This is a genomic window from Paracoccus gahaiensis, from assembly GCF_005048225.1.
GTDB lineage: Bacteria > Pseudomonadota > Alphaproteobacteria > Rhodobacterales > Rhodobacteraceae > Paracoccus > Paracoccus gahaiensis.
The window spans coordinates 274,543-300,046 of the sequence record NZ_SUNI01000002.1 but is presented as its reverse complement, the minus strand read 5'-3'; the positions used below and the strand labels follow the sequence as shown (position 1 = coordinate 300,046).

Sequence of the window (25,504 nt, the reverse complement as noted above, 5' to 3'; positions counted from 1 at the left end):
CGGGGAAGGTCAACACATAGCCCCCGGTCAGCTGCCGCTTTCCGCCTTTTCCCGCTGTTCGCGGGCCGTCTCGGCGGCCTCGGCGGCGATCTGCGGCTGCGGGGCGGTGCGCGACTGCTCGGGCGGCAGAAAGGCGGTGATCCAGTCGCCCGCCCCCGCCGTCACGGCCGTGTCCTCGGTGACGAAGCGCAGCGCGCCGGCCTTGGACACGATCACCAGCGGCTCGGCCCCCGGGCGTTCCGACCGCCAGTCGTCCAGATCGTATTCCTCGGTCAGCCGGGTCGATCGCAGGGTCCAGCCATCGGCCAGCCGCTGGTTCACCGATGCGAAGGTCGGGCGCCCCTCCAGCCGCTGCCCGCCCAGCTGCGCGGGAAGGGCGTGGCGGGCGTGGTCGCGTTCACGGCTGATCTGCCAGACCGCCTCGCGCCCCAGGTCGGGGCCCAGATCGGTCGCCACCAGCGTGTTGTAGGCATCGTTGTCGGACGCCGCCAGCACGGCGGGATAGGCGATGAACTCGACCTGATGTTCGGCCGTCTCGCCCAGGATGTCGCCGTAATAGGTGGGGATGCCCTCCTGCCGGGCGCGGGTCAGGTGCTGGCGGTTGGTGTCGGCGATCAGCGTGCCGACGCCGGCCTTTTCCAGCGCCTGCGCCAGCGACACCGCGAAGGGCGATCCGCCCACCAGCAGCAGCCCCGGACGTTCGGGCCCCGACAGGCCCAGCCTGCGGGCCAGCGGCGCCAGCGTGAAGCCGTGGATGACCACCGTGGACAGCACGATGATGAAGGCCAGGGGCGCCAGCGTCGCCCCGTCCGCGATCCCCGCCTCGACCAGCTTGTCGCCGAACAGGCCCGAGACCGCGATCATCACCACGCCCCTCGGCCCGGTCAGCGCGATCAGCCAGCGCTCGTTCAGGGGCAGCGAGGTTCCGATCAGCGGGATCAGCACCTGCAGGGGCCGCGCCAGCGCGACGGTGAAGATCACGAACAGCGCCGCGCGCCAGGTCAGCTCGCCCAAGGTGGCGAAATCCAGCGAGGCCGCCATCAGCACGAAGACGCCCGAGACCAGCAGGATCGTCGCATGTTCCTTGAAGCGGTGCAGCTCGGCATAGGAGGACAGCCGGGAATTGGCCAGCACCATGCCCATGATGGTGACGGCCAAGAGGCCGGTCTCGTGCAGGACGCTGTCGGTGGCGGCAAAGACCGCGATGACCCCCACGAACAGCACGGGCACCTTCATGTATTCGGGCACCCAGGCCCGGGTGAAGGCCAGCGCCATGAAGCGCCCCGCAGCCCAGCCCAGAAGTGCCGCGAAGCCGATGCCCGACCCGATGACCCATGCGGCGGCGCCGACCGACAAGCCGGTCTCCAGCACCAGCACGACCTCCAGCACCAGAACCGCGATCAGCACGCCGATGGGGTCGTTGACGATCGCCTCCCATTGCAGGATCTGGGCGGGGCGGGCGCGCAGCCGGGCCTGGCGCAGCATCGGTGCGATGACGGTGGGGCCGGTGACGACCATCACCCCGCCGAAGACCGCCGCCGCCTGCCAGGACAGGCCGACCGCCAGCCACAGGACCAGCGCCGACAGCGCCCAGCCCAGGGGCGCGCCCAGATAGACCAGCCGCTGCACCGGCGCGCGGGCATCGCCCAAGCGGCTGTAATCCAGCGTCAGCCCGCCCTCGAACAGGATGATGGCGACGGCCACGGCGATCAGCGGGCGATAGATCGGGCCCAGGTCGCGGTCGGGCAGGAACAGGCCGAAGACCGGGCCGACCAGCAGGCCGATCCCCAGCATCAGCACGATCGCCGGCAGCCTGAACCGCCAGGCCAGCCACTGCGCCCCCACGCCCAGGACACCGACCAGCGCCACCACCTGCACGGGGCTGAGGCCCTGCACCATCTCTCCGTCCATGGCGGCCCCTTCGTCATTTCGGCTGTCGCGGACAAGCCCCTGGCGGGCCCTGGGGTTCCGGTCAAGCGCAATGTGGGGCGTCCCTGCAGGCAGCTTGACGCAAAAGATTGACGCGGCAGCCTGTTTGGTCTAGGCGGTGCGGGTCTGCATCCGGCAGGCATCAAGGCGGGGCGTCCGTGACTGCGTCCCAACTTTGCCGCCCTAGCGCCCCTCGCGGCGCGCGGCATGGAACGCAACGTGCCCGGCAAGGGCGCGGCTTAATGGAAAGCCCCGAATGACCAAATTTTCTGATCTGAAGCTGGATCCCAAGGTTCTGCAGGCCGTGCTCGAGGCCGGCTACGAAACGCCGACGCCCATCCAGATGGGGGCCATCCCGCCCGCCCTGGAAGGCCGCGACGTGCTGGGGATCGCGCAGACCGGAACCGGCAAGACGGCGGGCTTCGTGCTGCCGATGATCACGCTGCTGGGGCGTGGCCGTGCGCGCGCGCGCATGCCGCGCAGCCTGGTGCTGTGCCCGACCCGCGAACTGGCCGCCCAGGTGGCCGAGAACTTCGACACCTATTCCAAGCACACCCGCCTGACCAAGGCGCTGCTGATCGGCGGCGTCAGCTTCGGCGAGCAGGACAAGCTGATCGACCGCGGCGTCGACGTGCTGATCGCCACGCCCGGCCGCCTGCTGGACCATGTCGAACGCGGCAAGCTGCTGCTGACGGGCGTGCAGATCATGGTCGTGGACGAGGCCGACCGCATGCTGGACATGGGCTTCATCCCCGATATCGAGCGCATCTTCCAGCTGACGCCCTTCACCCGCCAGACGCTGTTCTTCAGCGCCACCATGGCGCCGGAGATCGAGCGCATCACCAACACCTTCCTGCACTCGCCCGAACGGGTCGAGGTCGCCCGCCAGGCCTCGGCCAGCGAGACGATCACGCAGCGCCTGGTGCAGATGGCCCCGGCCCGCCGCGACGTGGCCGCACGCCAGAAGCGCGACCTGCTGCGCGCGCTGATCGACGCCGAGGGCGAGCTGCTGACCAACGCGATCATCTTCTGCAACCGCAAGACCGACGTGGACATCGTGTCCAAGTCGCTGGCCAAGTACGGCTATGACGCGGCCCCCATCCATGGCGATCTGGACCAGAGCCAGCGCACGCGCACGCTGGAATCCTTCCGCGACGGCAAGCTGCGGCTGCTGGTCGCCTCGGATGTGGCGGCACGCGGTCTGGACATCCCGGCGGTCAGCCATGTGTTCAACTTCGACCTGCCCAGCCATGCCGAGGATTACGTCCACCGCATCGGCCGCACCGGTCGCGCCGGACGCTTGGGCACCTCGATCAGCATCGGCATGCCCTCGGACGAGAAATACCTGACCGCCATCGAGCAGCTGCTCAAGCAAAGCCTGCCCCGCGTCGAGATGCCCGAAGGCTTCGTCGCCTCGGACGCGCCGTCTGACGAGGATCGCCCCCGCGAAGGCCGCAAGGGCGCCGACACCAAGTCCGAGGATCGCAAGGGCGGTTCGCGCGACCGCAGCCGCCGTCGCCGCGACGCCGAGCCGCAGGCGCAGACCCCGGTGGAGCAGCCCGTCGAGACGCGCGTCGAGCAGCACCAGCCCGCAGCTCAGCCTGTCGCCCAAGCTGCGCCGGAGGCCCTGCCCGAGGCACGTCCTGACAGCCGGGCAGAAACCCGGACCGACAGCCGCCCCGAGCCGCGTCGCGACGAGCCGCGCAGGTCGGAGCCGCGCCGGGACGAGGCCCGGGCCGAACAGCCCGCCCGCGACGAGACCCGCCGCGAGGAACCCCGCCGGGATGATCGGCGCGACGACCGCCGGGGCGAGCGCCGCGACGGACGGCGTGGACGCGACCAGGAGGGCCGCAGCGGCGAGGGCCGGGGCCATCAGGTGATGGGTCTGGGCGATCACGTCCCGCAATTCATGCTGGTCGAGTTGCGCAGCGCCGGCCTCTCCGAGGATGTCGCCCCCCGCCCCGAGGCCGCACCCGCCGCCGAGGCCGAGCCCGAGGCCAAGCCCGCCCGCCGCACCCGCGGTCGCGGACGCGGTAAGGCATCTGCCGAGACCGAGGCCCGGACCGATACCCCAGAAACCCCGATCGAGGCTCCGGCCGAAGCTGCGGTTCCGGCGGCAGACCCGGTGGCGCCCGAGGCCGATCCGGCCCCGAAGCCCAAGCGCAGCCGCAGCCGCAAGACCCCGGTGACCGACGTTCCGGTGGAGACCGTCAAGGACGCGGCCCCCGCAGAGGCCGCCCCCACCGAGGCGACCCAGCCTTCGGAGGCAACCGCCGAGGTCGCGCCCGAAAAGCCCAAGCGCGGTCGTCCGCGCAAGACGGCCGCCCCCAAGGCGGACGCCGCCGAGACGGACGCCCCTGCGCCCAAGAAGACCCGCAGCCGCCGCAAGGCCGATGCCGCCCCCGAGGCGGCCACGACCGATGAGGCCGCGTCCGAAAATGCGACCCCGGCAGCCGCGCCCAAACGGACCCGCCGCAAGAAGACCGACCCGGCGGCGGATGACGCCAGCCAGAGCAGGGATGCCGACGCCGAGGCGTGATGCGTCAGGCGACCCGCCCTCCCCGATTGACGCGCAGGGGCCGACCGCCCTTGCGCCGGCTTCTTCCCGATCTGGGCCTGGGGCTGGTGGCAGCCCTGGGCCTCGCGCCCTTCGGGCTCTGGGCCGCGACGCCCTTGGCCCTGGGCCTGCTGATCTGGCGCCTGGCGCGGGCGCGTCCCTCGGCCGTCTTCTGGCACAGCCTCGCCGCCGGCTTCGGCTGGTTCGCCCTGGCGCTGTGCTGGATCGTCGAACCCTTCCTGGTCGACATCGCCCGCCACGGCTGGATGGCCCCCTTCGCGCTGATCCTGATGGCCCTTGGCGGGGCGCTGTTCTGGGCCCTGCCGGCCTGGGCGGCAGCACGGCTGGCGCCGGGCTGGCGGCGTCAGGCACTGGCCATCGCGGCGGCCCTGATCCTGTCGGACTGGCTGCGCGGCTGGATCTTCACCGGATTTCCCTGGGCCCAGATCGGCCATGTCTGGATCGACACCCCGATCGGCCAGACGGCCGCCCTTACCGGAGCCCTCGGTCTGGGCGTCCTGACGCTGACGATGGCCGCCCTGCCGGGCCTGTTGTGGCGCCCTGCCCACCGGGCACCGCTGCTGCCCGGCACGCTTCTCGCCCTGATCCTGCTGGGCGGCACCTGGGCCGCGGGTCTCTCGCGGCTGGCGCAGCCCCTGCCCCCCGACCGCGACCTGGCCCTGCGCGTGGTCCAGCCCAATGCGGCACAGGACCTGAAGTGGGATCCCGACTGGTCGGCGGTGTTCTTCCGCCGTCTGCTGGACCTGTCCGCTGAACCCGGCCCCCGCGATCTGGTCATCTGGCCCGAGACGGCGGTGAACTTCCTGCTCGAGGATGCCGGCCCGGTCCTGCCCGCCATGTCGCAGGCCGCCGGCGCCCCCCTGATCATGGGCATCCAGCGCCGCGAGGGCCGCCGCTTCTACAACAGCCTCGCCACCGTCGCCCCGGGCGGAGAGGTCGGCCAGATCTATGACAAGTTCCACCTCGTGCCCTTCGGCGAATACATGCCTTGGGGCGACGCCTTGGCCCGCATCGGCATCACCGCCTTCGCGGCGCAGCAGGGCAACGGCTATTCCGCAGGCAACGGTCCGACCCTGCTGTCCCTGCCCGGCATTCCGGACCTGCAACCGCTGATCTGCTACGAGGCGATCTTTCCCCAGCACCTGCGCGCCTTGGACCAGCGCCCCGGCTGGCTGCTGCAGGCGACCAACGACGCCTGGTTCGGTGCCGTCTCGGGCCCCTACCAGCATCTGGCCCAGGCCAGGCTGCGCGCGATCGAGACCGGCCTGCCGCTGGTCCGCGCCGCCAATACCGGCGTCAGCGCGGTTATTGACGCCCGCGGCCAAATCCGCGCCAGCCTGCCCCTGAACGAGGCGGGCCGGATCGACGCCCCGCTGCCCGGCGCCCTGCCCCCCACCCTCTGGAGCCAGACCGGCAACACCCCCGTTCTGGTGCTCCTGGCCCTGATCCTCACGGCAGGCCTTTGGCCCCGCCGCAGACGCCCGACCTGACCCCTTTCATCTTGGCTGAAATATCCGCGGGGGAGTCGCCGCAGGCGACGGGGGCGGCAGCCCCCTGCCCCGCTCCACCCCCTGCACCGTCAGTCGCGGATGAAACGGCTCTCCTTGATCTGATCCCAGGCCCAGACCACCTCGGACAGGCGATCCTCGTCCGAGCGGTCGCCGCCATTCATGTCGGGATGCAGGTCCTTGACCAGCGACTTGTACTGCTTGCGGATCTCGGCCCGGGTCCAGTGATCCTTGGCCTCCAGGATGTCCAGCGCACGGCGCTCGGTGGGCGGTAGCTTGCGGGCGCTGGACTGGGCGCGGGATTCGGGCGCGGTGCCGTTGGCGCCCAGGATCTCCAGCGGGTCGCTGACGCCGTGGCGGGCCCATTTGTCCTCGGCGGCCGAGCGGCCGAAGGGCTTGGTGGGGCGTTCCCACACGGTGGCATTATCGATGAACTGCTGGAATTCTTCCTCGGACTGGCCCTGGAAATAGTTCCAGTTGGCATTGTATTCGCGGACATGCTCTTTGCAGAACCAGAAGTAATCGTCCAGATTGCGGGGATTCTTGGGGGCGCGGTACTGGCCCGGCTCGTCGCAGCCCTCGCGCTCGCAGATGCGGGTCGAGGTCTCGAACGCCCCCGACATGCCACGCCGGCCCTTGGTCTTGCGCTTCTTGTCCTTGGCAGCGGAGATGTCGAAGCCAAACGGGTCGTTCTTGCTCATTGAGGGGCACCTTTGCGACTCGGAGGCGGCAGTCTAGGCGATTTGGCGGCGCATGAAAGCCCTTGACGGAAGGATACGCGGATGATCGCGGACAGAATGACCGAACGCCTGACGGCACTGACCCCCACCCGGCTGGAGGTGATCGACGAAAGCGAGGGCCATCGCGGCCATGCGGGCTTTCGCGAGGGCGGCGAAAGCCATTTCCGCATCCGCATGGCCAGCCCGGCCTTTGCCGGGCTGTCGCGGATCGCCCGGCACCGGCTGGTGCATGCGACCCTGGGCGACATCGTGCCGCAGATCCACGCCCTCGCGCTGGAGTTGTCGGAAAGCTGAGCCGTTAGCGCCCCCAGCCTTGCCGCCCCCTGCCCCGCCGCCTAGAAGGCCCCGAACCCAACGGGAGGGACTGGGATCATGACCGCACCTCAGGATTTCAACGACCGGATGCTGTCTCTGGGCCTGGCCCGCGTCAGCGAGGCGGCCGCCCATGCCTCGGCCCGCCTGATCGGGCGCGGCGACGAGAAGGCCGCCGATCAGGCCGCCGTCAACGCCATGCGCGACCAGTTGAACATGCTGGACATCAGGGGCGTCGTCGTCATCGGCGAGGGCGAGCGCGACGAGGCGCCGATGCTGTTCATCGGCGAGGAGGTGGGCACCGGCAACGGCCCCGAGGTGGACATCGCGCTGGACCCGCTGGAGGGCACCACGCTGACCGCCAAGGACATGCCCAATGCCCTGACCGTCATCGCCATGGCCCCGCGCGGCACGCTGCTGCACGCGCCCGACGTCTACATGGACAAGCTGGCCGTAGGCCCGGGCTATCCGGTCGACGTGGTCAGTCTGGACATGGCCCCCGCCGAACGCGTCCGCGCCCTGGCCGCCGCGCGGGGCTGCGCGCCCTCGGACATCACCGTCTGCATCCTGGAACGCCCCCGCCACGAGGACCTGATCGCCGAGGTCCGCCAGACCGGCGCGGCCATCCGGCTGATCACCGATGGCGACGTGGCCGGCGTCATCCACTGCGCCGAGGCCGCGCTGACCGGCATCGACATGTATATGGGCTCGGGCGGGGCGCCCGAGGGCGTGCTGGCGGCCTCGGCGCTCAAATGCATGGGCGGGCAGATGTGGGGGCGGCTGCTGTTTCGCAACGCGGACGAGAAGGGCCGTGCCCGCAAGGCAGGGATCACCGACCTGGACCGCATCTATGCCCGCGACGATCTGGTGACCGACGATGTGATCTTTGCCGCGACCGGGGTCACCGACGGATCGATCGTGGCGGGCGTCAAGCGCGAGCCGGGCTATCTGACGACCGAGACCATCTTGATGCGGTCCAAGACCGGATCGGTGCGGCGGATGACCTATCGCAACCCGGTCAGGTGAGGTAAGGGGGGCGCTGCCCCCCGTCCCGTTCCGGGACTCCCCCCGGGATATTTGGGCCAAGATGAAGGCAGGCGCGACGTGGCATTTCTGGGCATCGACAGCTCGCTGACCGGGCGGCGCTGGACCGGGCCCGAAGCCGATCTGGAGCGCCGCGCCGAAGGGCTGGCGCAGCAGGCGGCCTTGCCCCTGCCGGTGGCGCGGGTGTTGGCCGAACGCGCGGTCGACCCGGCCGAGGCGGCGGGGTTCCTGGCGCCGAAGCTGCGCGACCTGCTGCCCGATCCGCTGGCGCTGCGCGACATGGGCCTGGCGGCGGAGCGGCTGGTCGAGGCCGCCGTCAGGGGCCAGCGCATCGCGATCTTTGCCGATTACGACGTCGATGGCGGGGCCTCGGCGGCGCTGCTGATCGACTGGCTGCACAGCCATGGGCGGTCAGCGACCCTCTATATTCCCGACCGCATCGATGAGGGCTATGGCCCCAACGTGCCCGCGATGACTGGCTTGGCCGCCGCCCATGACCTGATCGTCTGCGTCGATTGCGGGACGCTGTCGCACGAGGCGCTGGCGGCGGCCGCGGGTTGTGACGTGATCGTGCTGGACCACCATCTGGGCGCCGAGACGCTGCCCCCCGCGCTGGCCGTGGTGAACCCCAACCGCATGGACGAGGACGGTGCCCTGGGGCATCTCTGCGCGGCGGGCGTGGTCTTTCTGACGCTGGTGCAGGCGGGGCGCGTGCTTCGCGGCCGCGGCCTGCCCGAGCCGGACCTGATGGCCATGCTGGATCTGGTGGCGCTGGCCACGGTGGCCGACGTGGCGCCGCTGGTCGGCGTGAACCGGGCCTTCGTGCGGCAGGGGCTGGCGGTGATGGCGCGGCGGCAACGGCCCGGGCTGGTCGCGCTGTCCGACATCGCCCGGCTGGACGGGCCGCCCGCCGCCTTTCATCTGGGCTTCCTGCTGGGACCGCGCATCAATGCAGGCGGCCGGGTCGGGCGCGCCGATCTGGGGGCGCTGTGCCTGTCGACCCGGGACACGGGCGAGGCCGGGCGTCTGGCCGCGCAGCTGGACGAGCTGAACCGCGACCGCCGCAGCATCGAGGCCTCCGTCCGGCTGGAGGCCCTGGCGCAGGCCGAGGCGCGGGGTGATCCGCGCCTGTCCTGGGCCGCCGGTCCGGGCTGGCATCCGGGGGTCGTGGGCATCGTCGCCGCGCGGCTGAAGGAGGCCACCGACCTGCCCTCGGTCGTGATCGGGGTGGATCACGGCATCGGCAAGGGCAGCGCCCGGTCGGTGCCCGGCGTCGATCTGGGACGGGCGATCCAGCGTCTGGCCGCCGAGGGCCTGCTGCTGAAGGGCGGCGGTCATGCGATGGCGGCGGGCCTGACCGTGGCCGAGGCGCAGATCCCCGCCGCGATGGCGCGGCTGGCCGACCTGATCGACCGCGATCTGGCGGGCCGGACCGGGTCGGGCGACCTGCGCATCTCGGGGCTGCTGGAGCCCTCGGGCGCGACCCCGCAGATGTTCCGGATGCTGGAGGATGCCGGTCCCTTCGGGCAGGCCGCTCCGGCGCCGCGCTTCGCCTTTGCCGACCAGCTGATCGACAGCGCTGCCACCATGGGCGACCGGCATCTGCGCCTGTCCTTCCGCAGCGCCGGCGGCCCGGCGCTGGAGGCCGTGGCCTGGGGCGCGATGGACGGCCCGCTCGGGCCCGGGCTGATCGGCGCCAAGGGCCGGCGGTTCCATCTGGCCGGCAAGCTGGAGCTGTCCACCTGGGGCGGGCGCGAGCGTCTGCGTCTGCGGCTGGACGACGCCGCCCCGGTCTGAGGCAACCCGCACTGTCCCCATGCGTTCTGGTCAGGACCGCGCGCCCTCGCTACCCTGTGGGCGACAGACCTTGAGGAGATCCCGATGAACCTGACCTGGCTTGGCCATTCCGGCTTCCGTCTGCAAATCGAGGAGGCCGTGATCCTCATCGACCCCTGGCTGACCGGCAACCCCGTCTTTCCCGAAACCGCCCGCGCCGAGGCCATCGCGGGGGCGACGCATATCCTGCTGACCCATGGCCATGGCGATCACAGCGGCGACACGCTGGCCTTGGCGCGCGAGCTGAAGATCCCGGTGGTGGGCATCTATGACCTGATCAGCCACTGGGAGGCGTCCGAGAAGATCGAGGGCATCGGCTTCAACAAGGGCGGCACCATCGATCTGGGCGGCGCCAAGGTGACGATGGTGAATGCGACCCATTCCAGTTCGATCAGCGGGCCGGACGGGCCGGTCTATGCAGGCCACGAATCGGGCTACATGATCGCCGGCGAGGGGCATGTGATCTATGTCTCGGGCGACACCGACATCATGGCCGACATGGAATGGATGGGCGATCTGCACAAGCCCGACATCGGCATCCTCTGCGCCGGGGGCCATTTCACCATGGACATGGCCCGCGCCGCCTATGCCGCCAAGCGCTATTTCGCGTTCAAGACCGTGATCCCCTGCCATTACAAGACCTTCCCGGCGCTGGAGCAATCCGCGCAGGTGCTGATCGACGCCCTGCCGGATGCGCAGGTGATCGAGCCGCAGGTGATGAAGGCGATCTCGTTGTGAGGTTCCAAAGCTTCGACAACCCCGCCCCCGGCAGCGATCACGCCGCCCGGCTGGAGGCCCTGCGCCAGGTGGTGCGGGCGCAGGATCTGGCCGCCGTCATCGTGCCCCGCGCGGATGTGCATCAGGGCGAATACGTGGCCGATGCCGATGCGCGGCTGGCCTGGCTGACGGGCTTCACCGGCAGCGCGGGCTTTGCCATCGTCTGCGCCGACCGGGCGGGCGTCTTCGTCGACGGGCGCTATCGGGTGCAGGTGCGCGATCAGTTGGACCTGGCACAGTTCACCCCGGTGAACTGGCCCGAGACGCGGCCCTCGGACTGGCTGCGCGAGGCGCTGCCGCAGGGCGGGCGCGTGGGCTTCGACCCCTGGTTGCATGCCCGGCGCGAGATCGAGGGGATGGAGACGGCGCTGGAAGGGTCCGGCATCGGGCTGATCGCGCTGGAGGCCAATCCCGTCGATGCGGTCTGGCCCGACCGCCCCGCCCCGCCCGTGGGCGCGGCCCGCATTCATCCTGACGAACTGGCCGGAGAGACCGCCGCAGCGAAACGTGGCCGTCTGGCCGATGCGCTGAAGGCCGAGGATCAGGCGGCGGCGCTGCTGACCCTGCCCGATTCGATCTCGTGGCTTCTGAACATCCGGGGCAGCGACCTGCCCAAGAACCCGGTGGTGCAGTCCTTCGCGGTGCTGTCGGACAGCGGCCATCTGGCGCTGTTCGCAGACGGCGCCAAGTTCGACGGCGCCCTGCGCGCCCATCTGGGCCCCGATGTCACCATCCTGCCGCCCGATTCGCTGTCTGCCGCCCTGACCGATCTGGAAGGACCGGTCCGTCTGGACCCCGCCAGCGCGCCCGAGGCGGCCTTCCGCATCCTTGAGGACGCAGGCACGACCATCGCGCGCGGCCCCGACCCTGCCGTGCTGCCCAAGGCGCGCAAGACCGAGGCCGAACTGGCGGGCATGCGGGCCGCCCATCACCGCGACGGCGTGGCAATGGTGTGCCTGCTGGCCTGGCTGGACCGGCAGGACCCCTCGGCCCTGACCGAGATCGACGTGGTACGCCATCTGGAGGATCTGCGCCGTCAGGCGGGCATCCTCGACATCAGCTTCGACACGATCATGGGGGCGGGGCCGAACGGCGCCATCGTCCATTACCGGGTGACCGAGGGCACGAACCGGCGGCTGGAACCGGGCGAGCTGCTGCTGATCGATTCGGGCGGGCAGTACGCGGATGGCACGACCGACATCACCCGCACCGTGGCGCTTGGTCCCGTGCGGGCCGATGCGGTGGCGCCCTTCACCGCCGTGCTGCGGGGCATGATCGCGCTCAGCAGGGCGCGCTTTCCCAAGGGCGTGGCGGGGGCGCATCTGGATGCGCTGGCGCGGCAGTTCCTCTGGGCCGAGGGTCTGGATTTCGACCATGGCACGGGTCACGGCGTGGGCGCCGCGCTCTGCGTCCACGAAGGGCCGGCGCGGATCAGCCGCGCGGGCGATGTCGCGCTGGAGGTCGGGATGATCCTGTCGAACGAGCCCGGCTATTACCGCGAGGGCGCCTTCGGCATCCGCATCGAGAATCTGGTCGCGGTGGCCCCGGCAGAGGCCGAGCCGGGCCGCAGCCTGCTGGGTTTCGAGACGCTGACGCTCTGCCCGATCGACCGCCGGCTGATCGACCGTGACGCGCTGTCGCGGGATGAGATCGCCTGGCTGGACGACTATCACGCACGGGTGCGCGCAGCGCTGTCACCGGATCTGCAAGGTGCGGATCTGGACTGGCTTGCTGCCGCGACGCGGCCGCTGGCCTAAGGCACGGCGCCCGGGGGGTGCGGGGGGCGGGCAGCCCCCCGCCGTCGCGGGACGCACGACCTAGAGCAGCGACAGGATGCGCGCGGCCTCGTCCTTGCAGGGCGTCAGGGCCGCGCGGTCCTCGCCGGGATAGAAGCGGGCGCGGACGGCGGTCGGCATGGGCGCCGGGGCGTCGATCAGGATGCGCGGCCCGGTCGAGACCGTCTCGGCCTGCCAGCTGCGCGCCAGGGCGATCTGCGCGGCCTTGGTCGCGCCATAGGCGCCGAAGAACTTCTGCCCGCCCCGTGCATCGTCGAAGAACAGCGCCGTGCCCTGTTTCTGGCGCAGCACGGGTTCCAGAAGCGCGATCAGGCCGCGCGTGACCTCGACATTGACCAGCATGGACTTGGTCCAGTCCCGCCCCTCGATATGGGGCGCGGGCGACATCGGCGCCGCATGGACCGCGCAATGCGCCCACAGATCGAGGCCGCCCCACCGGCTGGCGATGGCCTGCACCATCTGCTGCATCGCGGCAGGTTCGGTCACGTCCATCGGCGCCAGCGTTGCCTGCCCGCCCGCGGCGCGGATGCGGTCGTCCAGTTCTTCCAGCGCACCCACCGTGCGGGCCACCGCCAGCACATGATAGCCGCGCAGGGCCAGCCCCTCGGCCAGCGCCGCACCCAGACCCCGCGAGGCCCCCGTCACCAGCGCCAGTCTCGGCGCGCCTGCCTGATCGTTCTCGCTCATGCCCGCTCCCTTGCCACCCCGCCGCGCGGCGCGCAAGAGCCCCGAGCGCGCCCATGAAAAAGGGGCCCCCGAAGGGGCCCCGTCACCGTCCCGGCGCAGCGCTCAGCGCTTGTCCAGATCTACATAGTCGCGGCGGTCGGCCCCGACATACAGCTGGCGCGGGCGGCCGATCTTGTTCTGCGGATCGCCGATCATCTCTTTCCACTGCGCGATCCAGCCGACCGTGCGCGACAGCGCGAAGATCGGCGTGAACATCGAGGTCGGGAAGCCCATCGCCTCCAGGATGATGCCCGAATAGAAGTCCACGTTGGGATAGAGCTTCTTCTCGATGAAGTACTCGTCCTCCAGCGCGATCTTCTCCAGCTCCTTGGCGACCTGCAGGGTCGGATTGTCGCCCACGCCCAGCAGCTCCAGGACCTCGTCGGCCGATTCCTTCATGACCGTCGCGCGCGGGTCGAAGTTCTTGTAGACCCGGTGGCCGAAGCCCATCAGTTTGAACGGATCGTTCTTGTCCTTGGCGCGGGCGATGAATTCGGGGATCCGGTCGACGGTCCCGATCTCGCGCAGCATCTCCAGGCAGGCCTGGTTGGCGCCGCCATGGGCAGGCCCCCACAGGCAGGCGATGCCCGCCGCGATGCAGGCGAAGGGGTTGGCCCCCGACGAGCCCGCCAGACGCACCGTCGAGGTCGAGGCGTTCTGCTCGTGATCGGCATGCAGCGTGAAGATGCGGTCCATGGCGCGGGCCAGGGCTGGATCGACGTTGTATTTCTCGGCCGGGACCGAAAAGCACATGTTGAGGAAGTTGCTGGCATAATCCAGGTCGTTCTGCGGATAGACGAAGGGCTGGCCGATCGAATACTTGTAGGCCATCGCCGCGATCGTCGGCAGCTTGGCGATCAGGCGGATGGCCGCGACCTCGCGCTGCCAGGGATCGTTGACGTCGGTCGAATCGTGGTAGAAGGCCGACATGGCCCCGATCACGCCGACCATCGTGGCCATCGGATGCGCGTCGCGACGGAAGCCGCGGAAGAAGTTGTGCATCTGCTCGTGCACCATCGTGTGCCGCGTCACGCGGAACTCGAAATCGCGCATCTGCTCGGGCGTGGGCAGCTCGGCGTAGAGCAGCAGGTAGCAGACTTCCAGATAGTGGGAATTGGCGGCCAGCTGCTCGATCGGATAGCCGCGATACCACAGCTCTCCCTTGTCGCCATCGATATAGGTGATGGTCGAATCGCAGCTGGCGGTCGAGGTGAAGCCCGGGTCATAGGTGAACACGTCCGCCTGCCCATAGAGCTTGCGGATGTCCAGCACCTCCGGCCCCTGGGTCGGGGTCAGGATGGGCAGGTTATAGTCCTGGTCGTTGATACGCAACGTGGCGGTCTTGTCGGCCATGCAAGGCGTCCTTTCCGGCTTTGGCCGGGCGGTCCGTCGCTTACCCCGTCAGACAGCCCAAGCATGTGAAGGCAGGCTTCAGCCTGCCAAATCGGTCTGGTCCTGAAGCCGGGCCAGAGTTTCCTCGCGGCCGAGCGCAGTCATCATGTCGAACACACTGGGGGTCGTGCTGGTCCCGGCCAAGGCGGCGCGCAGGGGCCCTGCGATCTTGCCCAGTCCGACACCGTTTTCCGATGCGACCTTCTGGGCCGCCTCCTCCAGATCGTCTCGGCTCCAGCTAGCATTCTGCACTGCGGCGGTCAAGGATTTCAGCATACCACGGGATACCGTGTCCAGCGCCTTGGCTGCCTTGTCGTCGGGCTGCACGGGCCGGTCGATCATCGCAAAGCGTGCGTGGTCCAGCAGCCCGGGCAGGGTCCGAGCCTTCTCCTTCAGCGCCGGCATGGCCGACAGGATGCGCTGGCGCTGCGTGTCGGTCAGGTCGGGGGCGCCGGTCTCGGCCAGGTAATGCTGCAGTGCAGCCAGCGCAGCCTCGTCGGACATGGCGCCCAGATGGTGGCCGCTGACATGTTCCAGCTTCTTGAAGTCCAGCCGGGCGGGCGCCCGACCGATGCCCTCCAGCCCGAACCACTCGAGGGCTTGCGCATCGTCGAACAGCTCGTCATCGCCATGGCTCCAGCCAAGCCGCGCCAGATAGTTGCGCATTGCCGCCGGAGGATAGCCGAGCGCCGCGAATTCATGCAGGCCGACCGCGCCATGACGCTTGGACAGCTTCTTGCCGTCCTCGCCATGGATCAGCGGGATATGGGCAAAGACCGGGCGGTCCCAGCCCATCGCGTCATAGATCTGGATCTGGCGCGCGGTGTTGGTCAGGTGATCGTCGCCCCGGATCACATGGGTCACGCCCATGTCGTGATCGTCGACCACCACGGCCAGCATGTAGGTGGGCGTGCCGTCGCTGCGCAACAGGACCATGTCGTCCAGCTGGTCGTTGGCGACCCGCACCGCGCCCTGCACCTGGTCCTCGATCACCGTCTCGCCCGACCGGGGTGCCTTCAGCCGGATCGCGAAGGGCGCGTCGGGCAGGTCCGCCGCGTCGCGCCAGGGGCTGATGAAGGGCTGGCGCGGGTTGGCCTCGCGCCAGGCGGCGATCTCGTCGGTGGTCGAGAAGCAGCGATAGGCGGTGCCGTTCTCCAGCATGAGGTGGGCGATCTCGGCATGGCGGTCCTTGCCGGCAAACTGGCTGACGGGTTCGCCGTCCCAGTCCAGCCCCAGCCATTCCAGGCCCTTCAGGATCGCAGCCGTCGCCTCGGGGGTGGAGCGGGCGCGGTCGGTATCCTCGATCCGCAGCAGGAACCTGCCGCCCCGGCCGCGGGCAAACAGCCAGTTGAACAGCGCCGTCCGCGCGCCCCCCACATGCAGATAGCCGGTGGGCGAGGGGGCAAAGCGGGTGACGACGGGGGTCTGGGTCATGGCGGCCTTCGGGCAGGTTCGGGGCTGTGCAGGACGGGCGTTAACGCTTTGGTAAGCACCGCCATGCCATCTTCGGCCCGAGTGATAGTCAACGGGTCCGGAAAGGACAAGGATGTTGCCCCCACCGCCCCCGGCTGCGGCCCCCCTGCCCCCGGCCCCGGCGCGCGCCATGGCCCGCAGCTGGCCCGTGGCGGCACCCCGGCCGGCGGCGGCACTGCGGGCGGGGCTGTTCCCTTGGGTGCCCGTCTGCCTGTCGGCGGGGATCGGGCTGTGGTTTTTGCGGCCCCGGTTGCTGGGCTCCGCCGATTGGGCGCTGCTGGCCGTCGTGCTGGCCTTGGCTTTGGCGCTGGCGCATCTCGCGCCGCGATGGGCCGCGCGGGGGGCGATCGGCTGGCCGCAGGCGGATGCCGCCCATCTGGGGGCGCTGGCCCTGTGCTTCTTGGCGCTTGGCGGGGGGCTGGTGGGTCATCGCGCGTCTCATGTCGCGGCCCCCGTGCTGCAATGGCGCTATTACGGCCCGATCGAGGGGCGGGTGATCCAGATCGACCGCTCGGGCCGCGACCGGATGCGGCTGACGCTGGACCGGGTCGTCCTGCACGACCTGTCCCCCGCCCGCACCCCCGCACGCGTGCGCCTGTCCCTGATGGGCGACGAGCCGCTGCCGCCCTTGGGCCAGCGAGTGATGCTGACCGGCCATCTGGGCCCGCCGCCCGCGCCGTCCTCGCCCGGCAGCTTCGATTTCCGCCTGCATGCCTGGTTCGACGGGCTGGGCGCGGTCGGCTATTCGCGGACCCCGATCATGGCCGTGGCCCCGCCCCAGGACGGGGTCTGGAGCCTGCACCGCGCCCGCATGGCGATCAGCGCCGCGATCCGCGACCGCATCGGCGGGCAGGCGGGCGCTGTGGCGGCGGCACTGATGACCGGCGACCGCTCCGGCATTTCGGAGGAGACGAACGAGGTCATGCGCGCCTCGAACCTCTACCACATCGTCTCGATTTCCGGGTTGCACATGGGGATGCTGGCAGGCTTCGTCTACGGGGCGGTGCGGCTGGTGCTGGTCGCGGTCCAAGGCGCGGGGATCGGGCTGGCGCGGCCCCTGCACAAGGTGGCGGCGGGCGTGGCGCTGGCGGCGGCGGCGGCCTATCTGTGGCTGTCGGGCGGCGGCGTGGCGACGGAACGCGCCTTCATCATGGTTGCCGTGATGCTGGGGGCGATCATCGCGGACCGGCGGGCGATCTCGCTTCGGACCGTGGCGCTGGCCGCGACCCTGGTGCTGATCTACAGCCCCGAGGCGGTGACCAGCGCCGGCTTCCAGATGAGCTTCGCGGCCACCATCGCGCTGATCCTGACCTTCGGGCCCTGGTCGCGGATCGCGCCGCGCCTGCCGTGGTGGCTGCGGCCGGTGGCGATGCTGGTCGTGTCGTCGCTGGTGGCGGGGCTGGCGACCGCGCCGATCGCGGCGGCGCATTTCAACCGGATGGCGCAATACGGGATGCTGGCCAACCTGCTGGCGGTGCCGGTCATGGGCACGCTGGTGATGCCCGCGGGCGTGATCGGCGCCGTCTTGGCGCTGGTGGGGCTGGAGGCGCCGGCCCTGTGGGTCATGGGCATCGGCACCGAATGGATGCTGTGGGTGGCGCGCTTCGTGGCGGATCTGGACGGCGCGGTCATGGGGGTGACCAAGCCCCCCGGCGGTGTCGTGGCGCTGATGGGGTTCGGCGCGGTGCTGGCCATCCTGTGCTGGCGTCCGCCGGGCCAGCGCGGCTTGGCCAGCCGGGCGGGCCTTGGGCTGGCGCTGGCGCTGCTGGCAGCCTCGGCGGTCCTGTGGGGGACGGCGCGGCGCCCACTGCTGCTGGTCGCGCCCGAGGGCGAGGCGTTGGGGCTGATGACCCCTGCCGGGCGGGCGGTGTCCAAGCCGGCAGGCGGGGCCTTCGTCGTCTCGACCTGGCTGCAGGAGGATGGCGACATGGCCGACCAGGTGGTGGCCGCCGCCCGCCCCGCCTGGACAGGAGACACGCGCGACCGGTGGGCCGACCTGCCGCAGGACTGGCAGGTGGTGCATCTGACCGGCAAGGGATCGGGCGCGCGCGCTTTGCCCGAATGCCGGTCCCGACGCATCGTCATCGCCTCGGAACCCGTGGCCTTCGACGGCCCGCCGCCCTGCCTGCTGCTGGATCCGGAGCGGCTGCGCACCACGGGCGCGCTGGCCATCGAGATTACGCCCGAAGGTCCGCACCTGCGCGCTACCGCGCCGATGCGGCTGGATGACTGAGGACGGAACCGGAGAGCGGCACCTGCTGGGGTCGGATTGCCCGTCTCCGGCCCCTTACTCGATAGTCCCTTTCAGTGGCGGTCTGTCTGTTCGCACCGCCGGTCCCTGCCGGCGCAGGCCCCAATATGGGGCATTGGGTGATCAGACCCGCAGCCCGTCCCGGCTCAGGCCCGGGTCAGCCGCGCGACCAGCCGCCGGGCCAGGGGGGCCACGACCAGCACGGCCGGAAAGGCCACCGCCCAGCTGGACAGCCAAGTGCCCAGCCACAGGCCCGCAACCCCCTCGCCCATGCCAACCGCGCGGAAGGTCGCGATGGCCGAGACGAGCGCGGACATCAGCCCGGACAGGATGAAGCCGAACAGGATGGGCGCGTAGCGGGCGGGGATCATGGCGGCAATGTCCTATGGGAAGGGAAACGACCCCGCCCCCGGCGGGGGCGGGAGGCGCCATGTCAGGCCAGTTCGGCGAAGACCTTGCCAAGCGCCTTGTCCAGCTTCTCGAACATCTCGTCCATCTGGGCGGGCGTCATGACGAAGGGCGGGCACAGCACGATGGACTGGCCCAGGGGGCGGCAGATCAGGCCCATGTCGGTGCAGGTGTTGGCGATGCGCTCGCTGACCGACAGATGCCCCTCGAACGGGGTCTTGGTCGCCTTGTCGCGCACCGCCTCCAGCGCCCACATGAAGCCCACGCCGCGATATTCGCCGATATTGGGGTTCTGGGCCAGCTGCCGCAGCCCGTCCTCGAAGCGCGGGGCCAGGTCGATGACGTTCTGCGCCAGCCCCTCGTTCATCACCACATCGATGGCCTTCAGCGCGATGGCGCAGCCGACCGGATGGCCCGAGGCGGTGAAGCCGTGGGGGAATTCCTCGATCACGTCGATGGCGGCCTGCAGCCGGTCGGTCAGCTCGGGGCCCAGAATGACCGCGCCCATCGGGAACAGCCCCGCCGTCAGGTTCTTGGAGCTGATGATGGCGTCGGGCACGAAGCCATAGGTCTCGCTGCCCCAGGTGTTGCCGGTCCGGCCGAAGCCCGTGATGACCTCGTCGGCGATCATCGGGATGCCGTATTTCTTCAGGACCGGCAGGATCGCCTGGAAATAGCCCTTGGAGGGCGGGATGACCCCGCCCGCGCCCTGCACCGGCTCGGCGAAGAAGCCCGCGATGGTGTCGACGCCCTCGCGCAGGATCGTCTCCTCCAGCTCGCGCGCAAGGCGGGCGGTGAACTGGTCCTCGGTCTCGCCGGCCTCGCCGAAGCGCCAGTAATGCGGGCAGCCCAGATGGATGAAGCCCGGCAGCGGCAGGCCGAAGACCGAGTTGTAGGGCTTGCCGGTCATGCTGGCCGAGACCGCCGTCACGCCGTGATAGGCGTTCCAGCGGGTCAGGATCTTGCGCTTTTCGGGCTTGCCCTCACTGGCATGCAGGAACCACAGCATCTTGACCATGGTGTCGTTCGCCTCGGACCCCGAGTTGGTGTAGAACACCTTGCCGCGCGGGAAGGGCGAGACCTCGACCAGCTTCTCCGACAGCATCACCGTCTGGTCGGACATGCGCCCGAAGAAGGCGTGATAGCCCGGAAAGCGGTCGTACTGGTCCTTGGCGGCCTGGGCCAGGCCCTTGTGATCGAAGCCCGCGACCATGTTCCACAGGCCGGAATTGGCATCCAGATAGCGGTTGCCGTTCACGTCGACGACATAGGGCCCCTCGCCATGGGTCAGGACCACCGCGCTGCGCTGGTGCACGCTTGGCAGGTCGGTGAAGCCGTACAGCGAATATTCGTCGGCGCGGGCTTCCCAGCTTTGCGGGGTGGTCATGGTCAGGCTCCTTGCTGGATGTCGGGGGCAGGCTATCCGGGCGCGGGACCGCGTTCAATGGGGGCCGCGTGCGGCGCTTGTGCAGATCGTGCAAGCCGGGCACAGTCCGCCCCAAGGAACCGCCGGAGGACCCCCGACATGAGACATCTGCTGATCGCCGGTGCCGCGAGCCTGGCCTGCGCCGGGCCGCTGGCCGCCCAAGACCCTGCCAACCACAACCGCATCGACCTGATCCGCCCCGACGCGCCCGAGCTGGCCGCCACCGGGGACCATCCGGTCGGCGTGCGGGCCGCGACCTTCACCGATGCGGACCGCATCGACGTGATCGCCACCGGCCCCCAAGGCACGCCGCCCACCGCCGATCGCGTGCTGGAGGCCGAAATCTGGTATCCCGCCGCCGAAAGGACGCCGCCCGGCGGGACCTATGACACGATCCTGCGCGACGGGGTGACGCCCGCCGTCCTGAGCGGCGCGGCGGCACGCGACGCGGACCCGGCCGAGGGCTCCTTTCCGCTGGTGATCCTGTCGCACGGCTATCCCGGCAACCGCCACCTGATGAGCCATCTGGGCGAGAACCTGGCCTCGAAGGGCTATGTCGTCGTGGCCGCCGACCATCCCGACAGCACCTATGCCGACCAGGGGGCCTTCGCCTCGACGCTGGTGAACCGTGCGGTGGACCAGCGCTTCCTGCTGGACAGCATGGCCGGGCTGGAGGGCGACCTGGCCGCCGTCACCGATGCCGACCGGGCGGCGGTGGTGGGCTATTCCATGGGCGGCTACGGCGCGCTGATCTTCGGCGGCGCCGGGCTGCCGCAGACGGCAATCGCGCGGACCGAGCCCGCGGGCTATGTCCCGCCGCAGGACCTGCTGGGCCGCCTGGCGGCGGGCAGCGAGGATCACGCGGCGCTGGTCGATCCGCGCGTCAAGGCGGTGATCGCCATCGCCCCCTGGGGCCGGCAGGCCGATTTCTGGGATGCCGAGGGGCTGGCCGGTCTGGAAAAGCCGCTGATGCTGGTCGCGGGCAGCGCCGACGACGTGTCGGAATATGACGCGATCCGGCAGATCTTCGACCAGACGACCGGCACGACCCGGCACCTGCTGACCTATCAGAATGCCAACCACAATGCCGCTGCCCCGATCCCCGCCCCGCTCGAGGCCTGGGCCTTTTCGGAGAGCCTGGGCCGGGCACCCTTCGACCACTACGCCGATCCGGTCTGGGACACGGTGCGGATGAACAACATCCTGCAGCATTTCTCGACCGCCTTCCTGGACCAGCACCTGAAGGGCGAGGACCGTGCCGAGTATCTGGATCTGGTCCCCGACGGCGCCGACGGGGTCTGGTCGGTGGGCGAGGACGACCAGCCCGATGCCGCCCACAGCTATTGGGCGGGCTTCCCCAACCGCAGCGCGACGGGCCTGCAGTTCGAGACGCGGCAGGCGGGAGAGTAGCCTCAGGGGCGGCGCAGGCCCAACTCGTCCAGCGCCGCCTCGATCCCCGACAGGGGCACGCCCCGGACCTCGGCCACCAGCGCGTCGAAGCGCTGGCGCAGGGCGGCCTTCTCGTCGCCCTTGCAGTCGTTCCACGGGCGCCCCTGCAGGGCCATGTGCAGCACGTAATAGCCGATGAAATGCGGGCGTTCCCCGGCGGTCAGCAGCGCGCGATAGGCCGCATCGGCCCCCATCGCGCGCAGCGCGTGCGCGTCCCTCACGCCCGCCGCGATCAGCGACCGCGCGGTGGCGGGGCCGATATTGGGGATGCCCGTCAGGTCGCTCTCCATCCCGTGCCTTTCCAAAAGCCCGTCTTTGCTGTATCGCTGCGCGACCTCCAAGGACAGCATGACATGACCGCCAGCATTCCGGCCACGAAAAAGCTTTTCATCAAGACCTATGGTTGCCAGATGAACGTCTATGACAGCCAGCGCATGGCCGAGGCGATGGGCGCCGAGGGCTATGTGCTGACCGAGGATCAGTCAGATGCTGACATGGTCCTGCTGAACACCTGCCATATCCGCGAGAAGGCCGCCGAGAAGCTGTATTCCGATCTGGGGCGCCTGAAGCCGCTGAAGGCCGCGCGCCCGGATCTGAAGATCGGCGTGGCGGGCTGCGTGGCGCAGGCCGAGGGGGCCGAGATCATCCGCCGGATGCCGCTGGTCGATCTGGTCGTGGGGCCGCAGACCTATCACCGCCTGCCTGCCATGGCGCGGGGCGAGATCCCCGCGATCCAGACCGACTTCCCCGAGGAAGACAAGTTCGACCACCTGCCCGCGCCCCGCGCAACGCGGCGCGCGCCTGCCGCCTTCCTGACCGTGCAGGAGGGCTGCGACAAGTTCTGCGCCTTCTGCGTCGTCCCCTATACCCGGGGCGCCGAGGTCAGCCGCCCGGTCGAGCGCATCCTGTCCGAAGCCCGCGATCTGGTGGCGCGCGGCGTGCGCGAGATCACCCTGCTGGGCCAGAACGTCAATGGCTGGCACGGGACGGGCGCGGACGGGGAATGGGGCTTCGGCCGCCTGATCCGCGCGCTTGGCGAGGTGGCCGGGCTGGACCGCATCCGCTATACGACCAGCCATCCCAACGACATGGGCGACGATCTGATCGCCGCGCATCGCGACGTGCCGCAGCTGATGCCCTATCTGCACCTGCCGGTGCAGTCGGGCAGCGACCGGGTGCTGAAGGCGATGAACCGCAAGCATACCGCCCAGCAGTACCTGCGCCTGATCGACCGCATCCGCAAGGCCCGGCCCGACATCCTGCTGACCAGCGATTTCATCGTGGGCTTTCCCGGAGAGACCGATCAGGACCACCGGGACACGCTGGACCTGATCGAGAAGGTCGGCTTCGCCATGGCCTACAGCTTTCGCTATTCGCCCCGCCCGGGCACCCCGGCCTTCGACCGCCCCGAGGTCGATCCGGCACTGGCCGATGCCCGGTTGCAGGAATTGCAGGCCCTGCTGACCCGCCAGCAGAAGGCGGTCCAGCAGGACATGGTGGGCCGCACCGTGGGCGTGCTGTTCGAGAAGGCGGGCCGCGAGCCCGGGCAGATGATCGGCAAGTCGGACTATCTGCATTCGGTCTTCGTGCAGACCGATGCCGTGCAGGTGGGCGATCTGCGCGCCGTGCGGATCGTGGAAAGCGCGGCGAATTCGCTGCGCGGCGAACTGGTCGCCTGAAAAGCTGCCGGCCCCCAAGGAACGCGCGAACAGACCGGGGGCCGGCCCTCCGCCCAGATGTGACTGGCACGGAAGCTGGGATCGCGACCCTTGGGCCACGAAGAAGGTGCCGGTCCCCCGAGGAACGCGCGAACAGACCGGGGGACCGGACTTTTCCGCACGAGGGCAGGCCTCGGGCGGAAAGCCGGGATCGGGAGGGGCTACTCGCCGCCGCCCAATCCGTGAACATAGACCGCCAGTGACCGGATCTCGGCCTCGGACAGGCGGTCGCTCCAGGCGGGCATGACGCCATACGGGCCCTGGCTGATGATGCGGACCAGCGTCTCGGGGTCGCTGCCATAGAGCCAGACCTGATCGTTCAGCGCAGGCGCGCCCTGGCCCCGGTCGCCGCTGCCGTCGTCCATGTGGCAGGCCGCGCAATTGTCGGCATAGATCCCGGCCCCCTCGGCCGCATCGGCGGCGTCATGGTCCAGGCCCGACAGCGAACGGACATAGCCTGCGACCTGCACGATCTGCGTGGGCTCCAGCAGTTCGTCGGTGCCATAGCGCGGCATCTCGGAATAGCGGGTATCAGAGTCCAGCGGATCGCGGATGCCGTGCTGCAGCGTCAGGTGGATGTCGGCCAGGCTGCCGCCCCACAGCCAGCTGTCGTCCAGCAGGTTGGGATAGCCCGGCCCGCCCGCCGCCCCGGCCCCGTGGCATTGCGTGCACCAGGTCCGGTAAAGCGCCGCGCCGGCATTGGTGGCATAGCCCAGCAGCTGCGGATCGGCGGGGATGTCGTCCAGCTCGGCCGCGACCAGCGCGGTCTGGACCGGGGCATTGGCCTGGGCAAAGCGCTCGATCTCGGCGGCGACCTCGGTCCGGGCGTTGGTCTTGAGCACCCCTTGCGTGGCCTGCGTCAGCATCGGGATGGCCGGATAGGCGATCACATAGAAGAAGGCCCAGACAATCGTCGCGTAGAAGGTCCACAGCCACCAGCGCGGCATCGGGTTGTCGTATTCGGTGATCCCGTCCCACTGGTGCCCGGTCGAGGGGGTTTCCTGCTGGGCCACGCCGTGGCGCTTGCCCGCGCGGCGGGCCTTGGCCCGGGGCGTGACCGGCGCATCGGGGGCCGTGCGCGGGGGGATGTCGCCGGCGATCTTGGCGGCATGGTCGGCATCGGCGCTCTGCCGGCCCAGCCCGATCTGGTTGTCGGGATTGGCGGGCGAGGCGTGGTCGTCTGCCGGGTCGCGGGGGGTGTCGGACATCATTCGTCCTCCTTGGGCTTGTCCTCGGCAGGACGGGTTTCATTGCGGAAGATGCTTTCGGCGGCATCCTTCTGGGCGCGGCGGCCCGAGGGGCGGAAGACGAAGATCACCACCCCCACGAAGACCAGCGTCAGCGCCAGCAGGGCCCAGCTGTCGGCAAGCGTGCGAAGAAAGCTGTAGGTTTCCATGATGCCCCCTCAGCGGTTCGGATCGGGTTCGAAGGTCGAGAAATCGACCATCGTGCCCAGCACCTGCAGATAGGCGATCAGGGCGTCCATCTCGGTCAGCTGCGGCTGGCGGTCGAAGTTGCGCAGCTGCGCGCCGGGATAGCGCTCCTGCAGCCCCGCCGCGTCCCCGAAGGGATCGGCCTGGGTGCGGAAATCGGCCACCGCGTTCTGCACCATCGCGTCGTCATAGGGCACGCCCACCGCCCGGTCGGCCCGCACCCGCTCGCCGATATGGTCGGGGCGGATCACCCGGTCCAGCAGGAAGGCATATTTGGGCATGATCGATTCGGGCACCACCGATTGCGGGTCGGTCAGGTGGTCGATGTGCCATTCGTCGGAATAGCGCCCGCCCACCCGGGCCAGATCCGGCCCGGTCCGCTTGGATCCCCACTGGAAGGGGTGGTCGTACATCGACTCCGCCGCCAGGCTGTAATGGCCATAGCGTTCGACCTCGTCGCGCATCGTGCGGATCATCTGGCTGTGGCAGACATAGCAGCCCTCGCGGACATAGATGTCGCGCCCCGTCAGCTCCAGCGGCGTGTAGGGACGCACGCCCTCGACCTTCTCGATGGTGTTCTCCAGGTAGAACAGCGGCGTGATCTGCACGATGCCGCCGATCGAGACGACCAGGAAGGACAGCACCAGCAGCAGCGTGGCGTTCCGTTCGATGATCTTGTGTCTGTCCAGAATGGCCATGACGGGTATC

General features: G+C 69.9%; 21 protein-coding genes. 10 read left to right on the top strand and 11 right to left on the bottom strand.

Going from position 1 to position 25,504, the window contains the following annotated elements; genetic code table 11:
- Positions 1-27: 27 nt before the first annotated feature.
- The gene (locus FA743_RS04495) at positions 28-1,911 is read right to left on the bottom strand and encodes a cation:proton antiporter (RefSeq protein WP_246054825.1); all 1,884 of its coding nucleotides are present in this window, start codon (positions 1,909-1,911) and stop codon (positions 28-30) included.
- 274 nt (positions 1,912-2,185) lie between these two features.
- On the opposite strand from FA743_RS04495, the gene FA743_RS04490 reads away from it, so the two are divergent.
- Together FA743_RS04490 and lnt are read left to right on the top strand one after the other, a co-directional pair.
- On the top strand, positions 2,186-4,468 hold the full coding sequence (locus tag FA743_RS04490; RefSeq protein WP_136884671.1) for a DEAD/DEAH box helicase: 2,283 nt from the start codon (positions 2,186-2,188) through the stop codon (positions 4,466-4,468).
- On the top strand, positions 4,468-5,997 hold the full coding sequence (lnt, locus tag FA743_RS04485; RefSeq protein WP_136884670.1) for an apolipoprotein N-acyltransferase: 1,530 nt from the start codon (positions 4,468-4,470) through the stop codon (positions 5,995-5,997). Before FA743_RS04490 ends, lnt begins: the two co-directional genes overlap by 1 nt.
- A gap of 89 nt (positions 5,998-6,086) precedes the next feature.
- On the opposite strand, the gene FA743_RS04480 is transcribed toward lnt, so the two are convergent.
- Positions 6,087-6,716, bottom strand: coding sequence for a J domain-containing protein (locus tag FA743_RS04480; protein ID WP_136884669.1), 630 nt, complete (start codon positions 6,714-6,716; stop codon positions 6,087-6,089).
- Between the two features lie 81 nt (positions 6,717-6,797).
- On the opposite strand from FA743_RS04480, the gene FA743_RS04475 reads away from it, so the two are divergent.
- The 5 genes from FA743_RS04475 to FA743_RS04455 all read left to right on the top strand — a co-directional run bounded on the left by FA743_RS04475 (position 6,798) and on the right by FA743_RS04455 (position 12,481).
- Positions 6,798-7,049 (top strand): BolA family protein, encoded by a 252-nt coding sequence (locus tag FA743_RS04475; RefSeq protein WP_136884668.1) that lies wholly within the window; start codon positions 6,798-6,800, stop codon positions 7,047-7,049.
- Positions 7,050-7,127: 78 nt separating this feature from the next.
- Positions 7,128-8,093, top strand: a complete 966-nt coding sequence (gene glpX, locus FA743_RS04470; protein WP_136884667.1) for a class II fructose-bisphosphatase — start codon at positions 7,128-7,130, stop codon at positions 8,091-8,093.
- Between the two features lie 78 nt (positions 8,094-8,171).
- Positions 8,172-9,908: a single-stranded-DNA-specific exonuclease RecJ gene (gene recJ, locus FA743_RS04465; RefSeq protein WP_136884666.1), complete on the top strand. Its 1,737-nt coding sequence runs from the start codon at positions 8,172-8,174 to the stop codon at positions 9,906-9,908.
- Positions 9,909-9,992: 84 nt separating this feature from the next.
- Positions 9,993-10,685: a metal-dependent hydrolase gene (locus tag FA743_RS04460; RefSeq protein ID WP_136884665.1), complete on the top strand. Its 693-nt coding sequence runs from the start codon at positions 9,993-9,995 to the stop codon at positions 10,683-10,685.
- Positions 10,682-12,481 (top strand): aminopeptidase P family protein, encoded by a 1,800-nt coding sequence (locus FA743_RS04455; protein WP_136884664.1) that lies wholly within the window; start codon positions 10,682-10,684, stop codon positions 12,479-12,481. The genes FA743_RS04460 and FA743_RS04455 overlap by 4 nt, the downstream gene beginning before the upstream one ends.
- A gap of 60 nt (positions 12,482-12,541) precedes the next feature.
- Here FA743_RS04455 and FA743_RS04450 read toward each other — a convergent pair whose 3' ends face one another.
- The 3 genes from FA743_RS04450 to gltX all read right to left on the bottom strand — a co-directional run bounded on the left by FA743_RS04450 (position 12,542) and on the right by gltX (position 16,072).
- Complete coding sequence (locus FA743_RS04450; protein WP_136884663.1) at positions 12,542-13,207, bottom strand: SDR family NAD(P)-dependent oxidoreductase; 666 nt, start codon at positions 13,205-13,207, stop codon at positions 12,542-12,544.
- A 102-nt stretch (positions 13,208-13,309) separates the two neighbouring features.
- A complete protein-coding gene (locus FA743_RS04445) occupies positions 13,310-14,599 on the bottom strand; it encodes a citrate synthase (RefSeq protein ID WP_136884662.1) in 1,290 nt (429 codons plus the stop codon).
- Between the two features lie 78 nt (positions 14,600-14,677).
- Complete coding sequence (gltX, locus tag FA743_RS04440) at positions 14,678-16,072, bottom strand: glutamate--tRNA ligase (RefSeq protein WP_136884661.1); 1,395 nt, start codon at positions 16,070-16,072, stop codon at positions 14,678-14,680.
- A gap of 112 nt (positions 16,073-16,184) precedes the next feature.
- Here gltX and FA743_RS04435 point away from each other — a divergent pair, with 112 nt between their 5' ends.
- Positions 16,185-18,344 carry a ComEC/Rec2 family competence protein gene (locus FA743_RS04435; protein WP_246054823.1) on the top strand — a complete coding sequence of 720 codons (2,160 nt, stop codon included), beginning with the start codon at positions 16,185-16,187 and terminating at the stop codon, positions 18,342-18,344.
- 164 nt (positions 18,345-18,508) lie between these two features.
- Here the strand turns inward: FA743_RS04435 and FA743_RS04430 are convergent, their stop codons facing one another.
- Entirely contained in the window at positions 18,509-18,733 is a 225-nt protein-coding gene (locus FA743_RS04430) for a DUF2798 domain-containing protein (protein WP_136884660.1), read from the bottom strand.
- Between the two features lie 62 nt (positions 18,734-18,795).
- Positions 18,796-20,157, bottom strand: a complete 1,362-nt coding sequence (locus FA743_RS04425; RefSeq protein WP_136884659.1) for an aminotransferase — start codon at positions 20,155-20,157, stop codon at positions 18,796-18,798.
- Between the two features lie 138 nt (positions 20,158-20,295).
- Between FA743_RS04425 and FA743_RS04420 the strand changes: the two genes are divergently transcribed.
- A complete protein-coding gene (locus FA743_RS04420) occupies positions 20,296-21,606 on the top strand; it encodes an alpha/beta hydrolase family protein (RefSeq protein ID WP_136884658.1) in 1,311 nt (436 codons plus the stop codon).
- Between the two features lie 2 nt (positions 21,607-21,608).
- Here the strand turns inward: FA743_RS04420 and FA743_RS04415 are convergent, their stop codons facing one another.
- On the bottom strand, positions 21,609-21,935 hold the full coding sequence (locus FA743_RS04415; protein ID WP_136884657.1) for a TfoX/Sxy family protein: 327 nt from the start codon (positions 21,933-21,935) through the stop codon (positions 21,609-21,611).
- A 63-nt stretch (positions 21,936-21,998) separates the two neighbouring features.
- Between FA743_RS04415 and miaB the strand changes: the two genes are divergently transcribed.
- A complete protein-coding gene (miaB, locus tag FA743_RS04410) occupies positions 21,999-23,324 on the top strand; it encodes a tRNA (N6-isopentenyl adenosine(37)-C2)-methylthiotransferase MiaB (RefSeq protein WP_136884656.1) in 1,326 nt (441 codons plus the stop codon).
- 200 nt (positions 23,325-23,524) lie between these two features.
- Here miaB and ccoP read toward each other — a convergent pair whose 3' ends face one another.
- Genes ccoP through ccoO form a run of 3 tightly spaced genes read right to left on the bottom strand, consistent with a single transcriptional unit; the run spans position 23,525 to position 25,494 of the window.
- Entirely contained in the window at positions 23,525-24,571 is a 1,047-nt protein-coding gene (gene ccoP / locus FA743_RS04405; RefSeq protein WP_136884655.1) for a cytochrome-c oxidase, cbb3-type subunit III, read from the bottom strand.
- Positions 24,571-24,759, bottom strand: coding sequence for a CcoQ/FixQ family Cbb3-type cytochrome c oxidase assembly chaperone (locus FA743_RS04400; protein WP_136884654.1), 189 nt, complete (start codon positions 24,757-24,759; stop codon positions 24,571-24,573). Before FA743_RS04400 ends, ccoP begins: the two co-directional genes overlap by 1 nt.
- Before the next feature lie 9 nt (positions 24,760-24,768).
- Positions 24,769-25,494, bottom strand: a complete 726-nt coding sequence (gene ccoO, locus FA743_RS04395) for a cytochrome-c oxidase, cbb3-type subunit II (RefSeq protein ID WP_136884653.1) — start codon at positions 25,492-25,494, stop codon at positions 24,769-24,771.
- Positions 25,495-25,504: the final 10 nt, after the last annotated feature.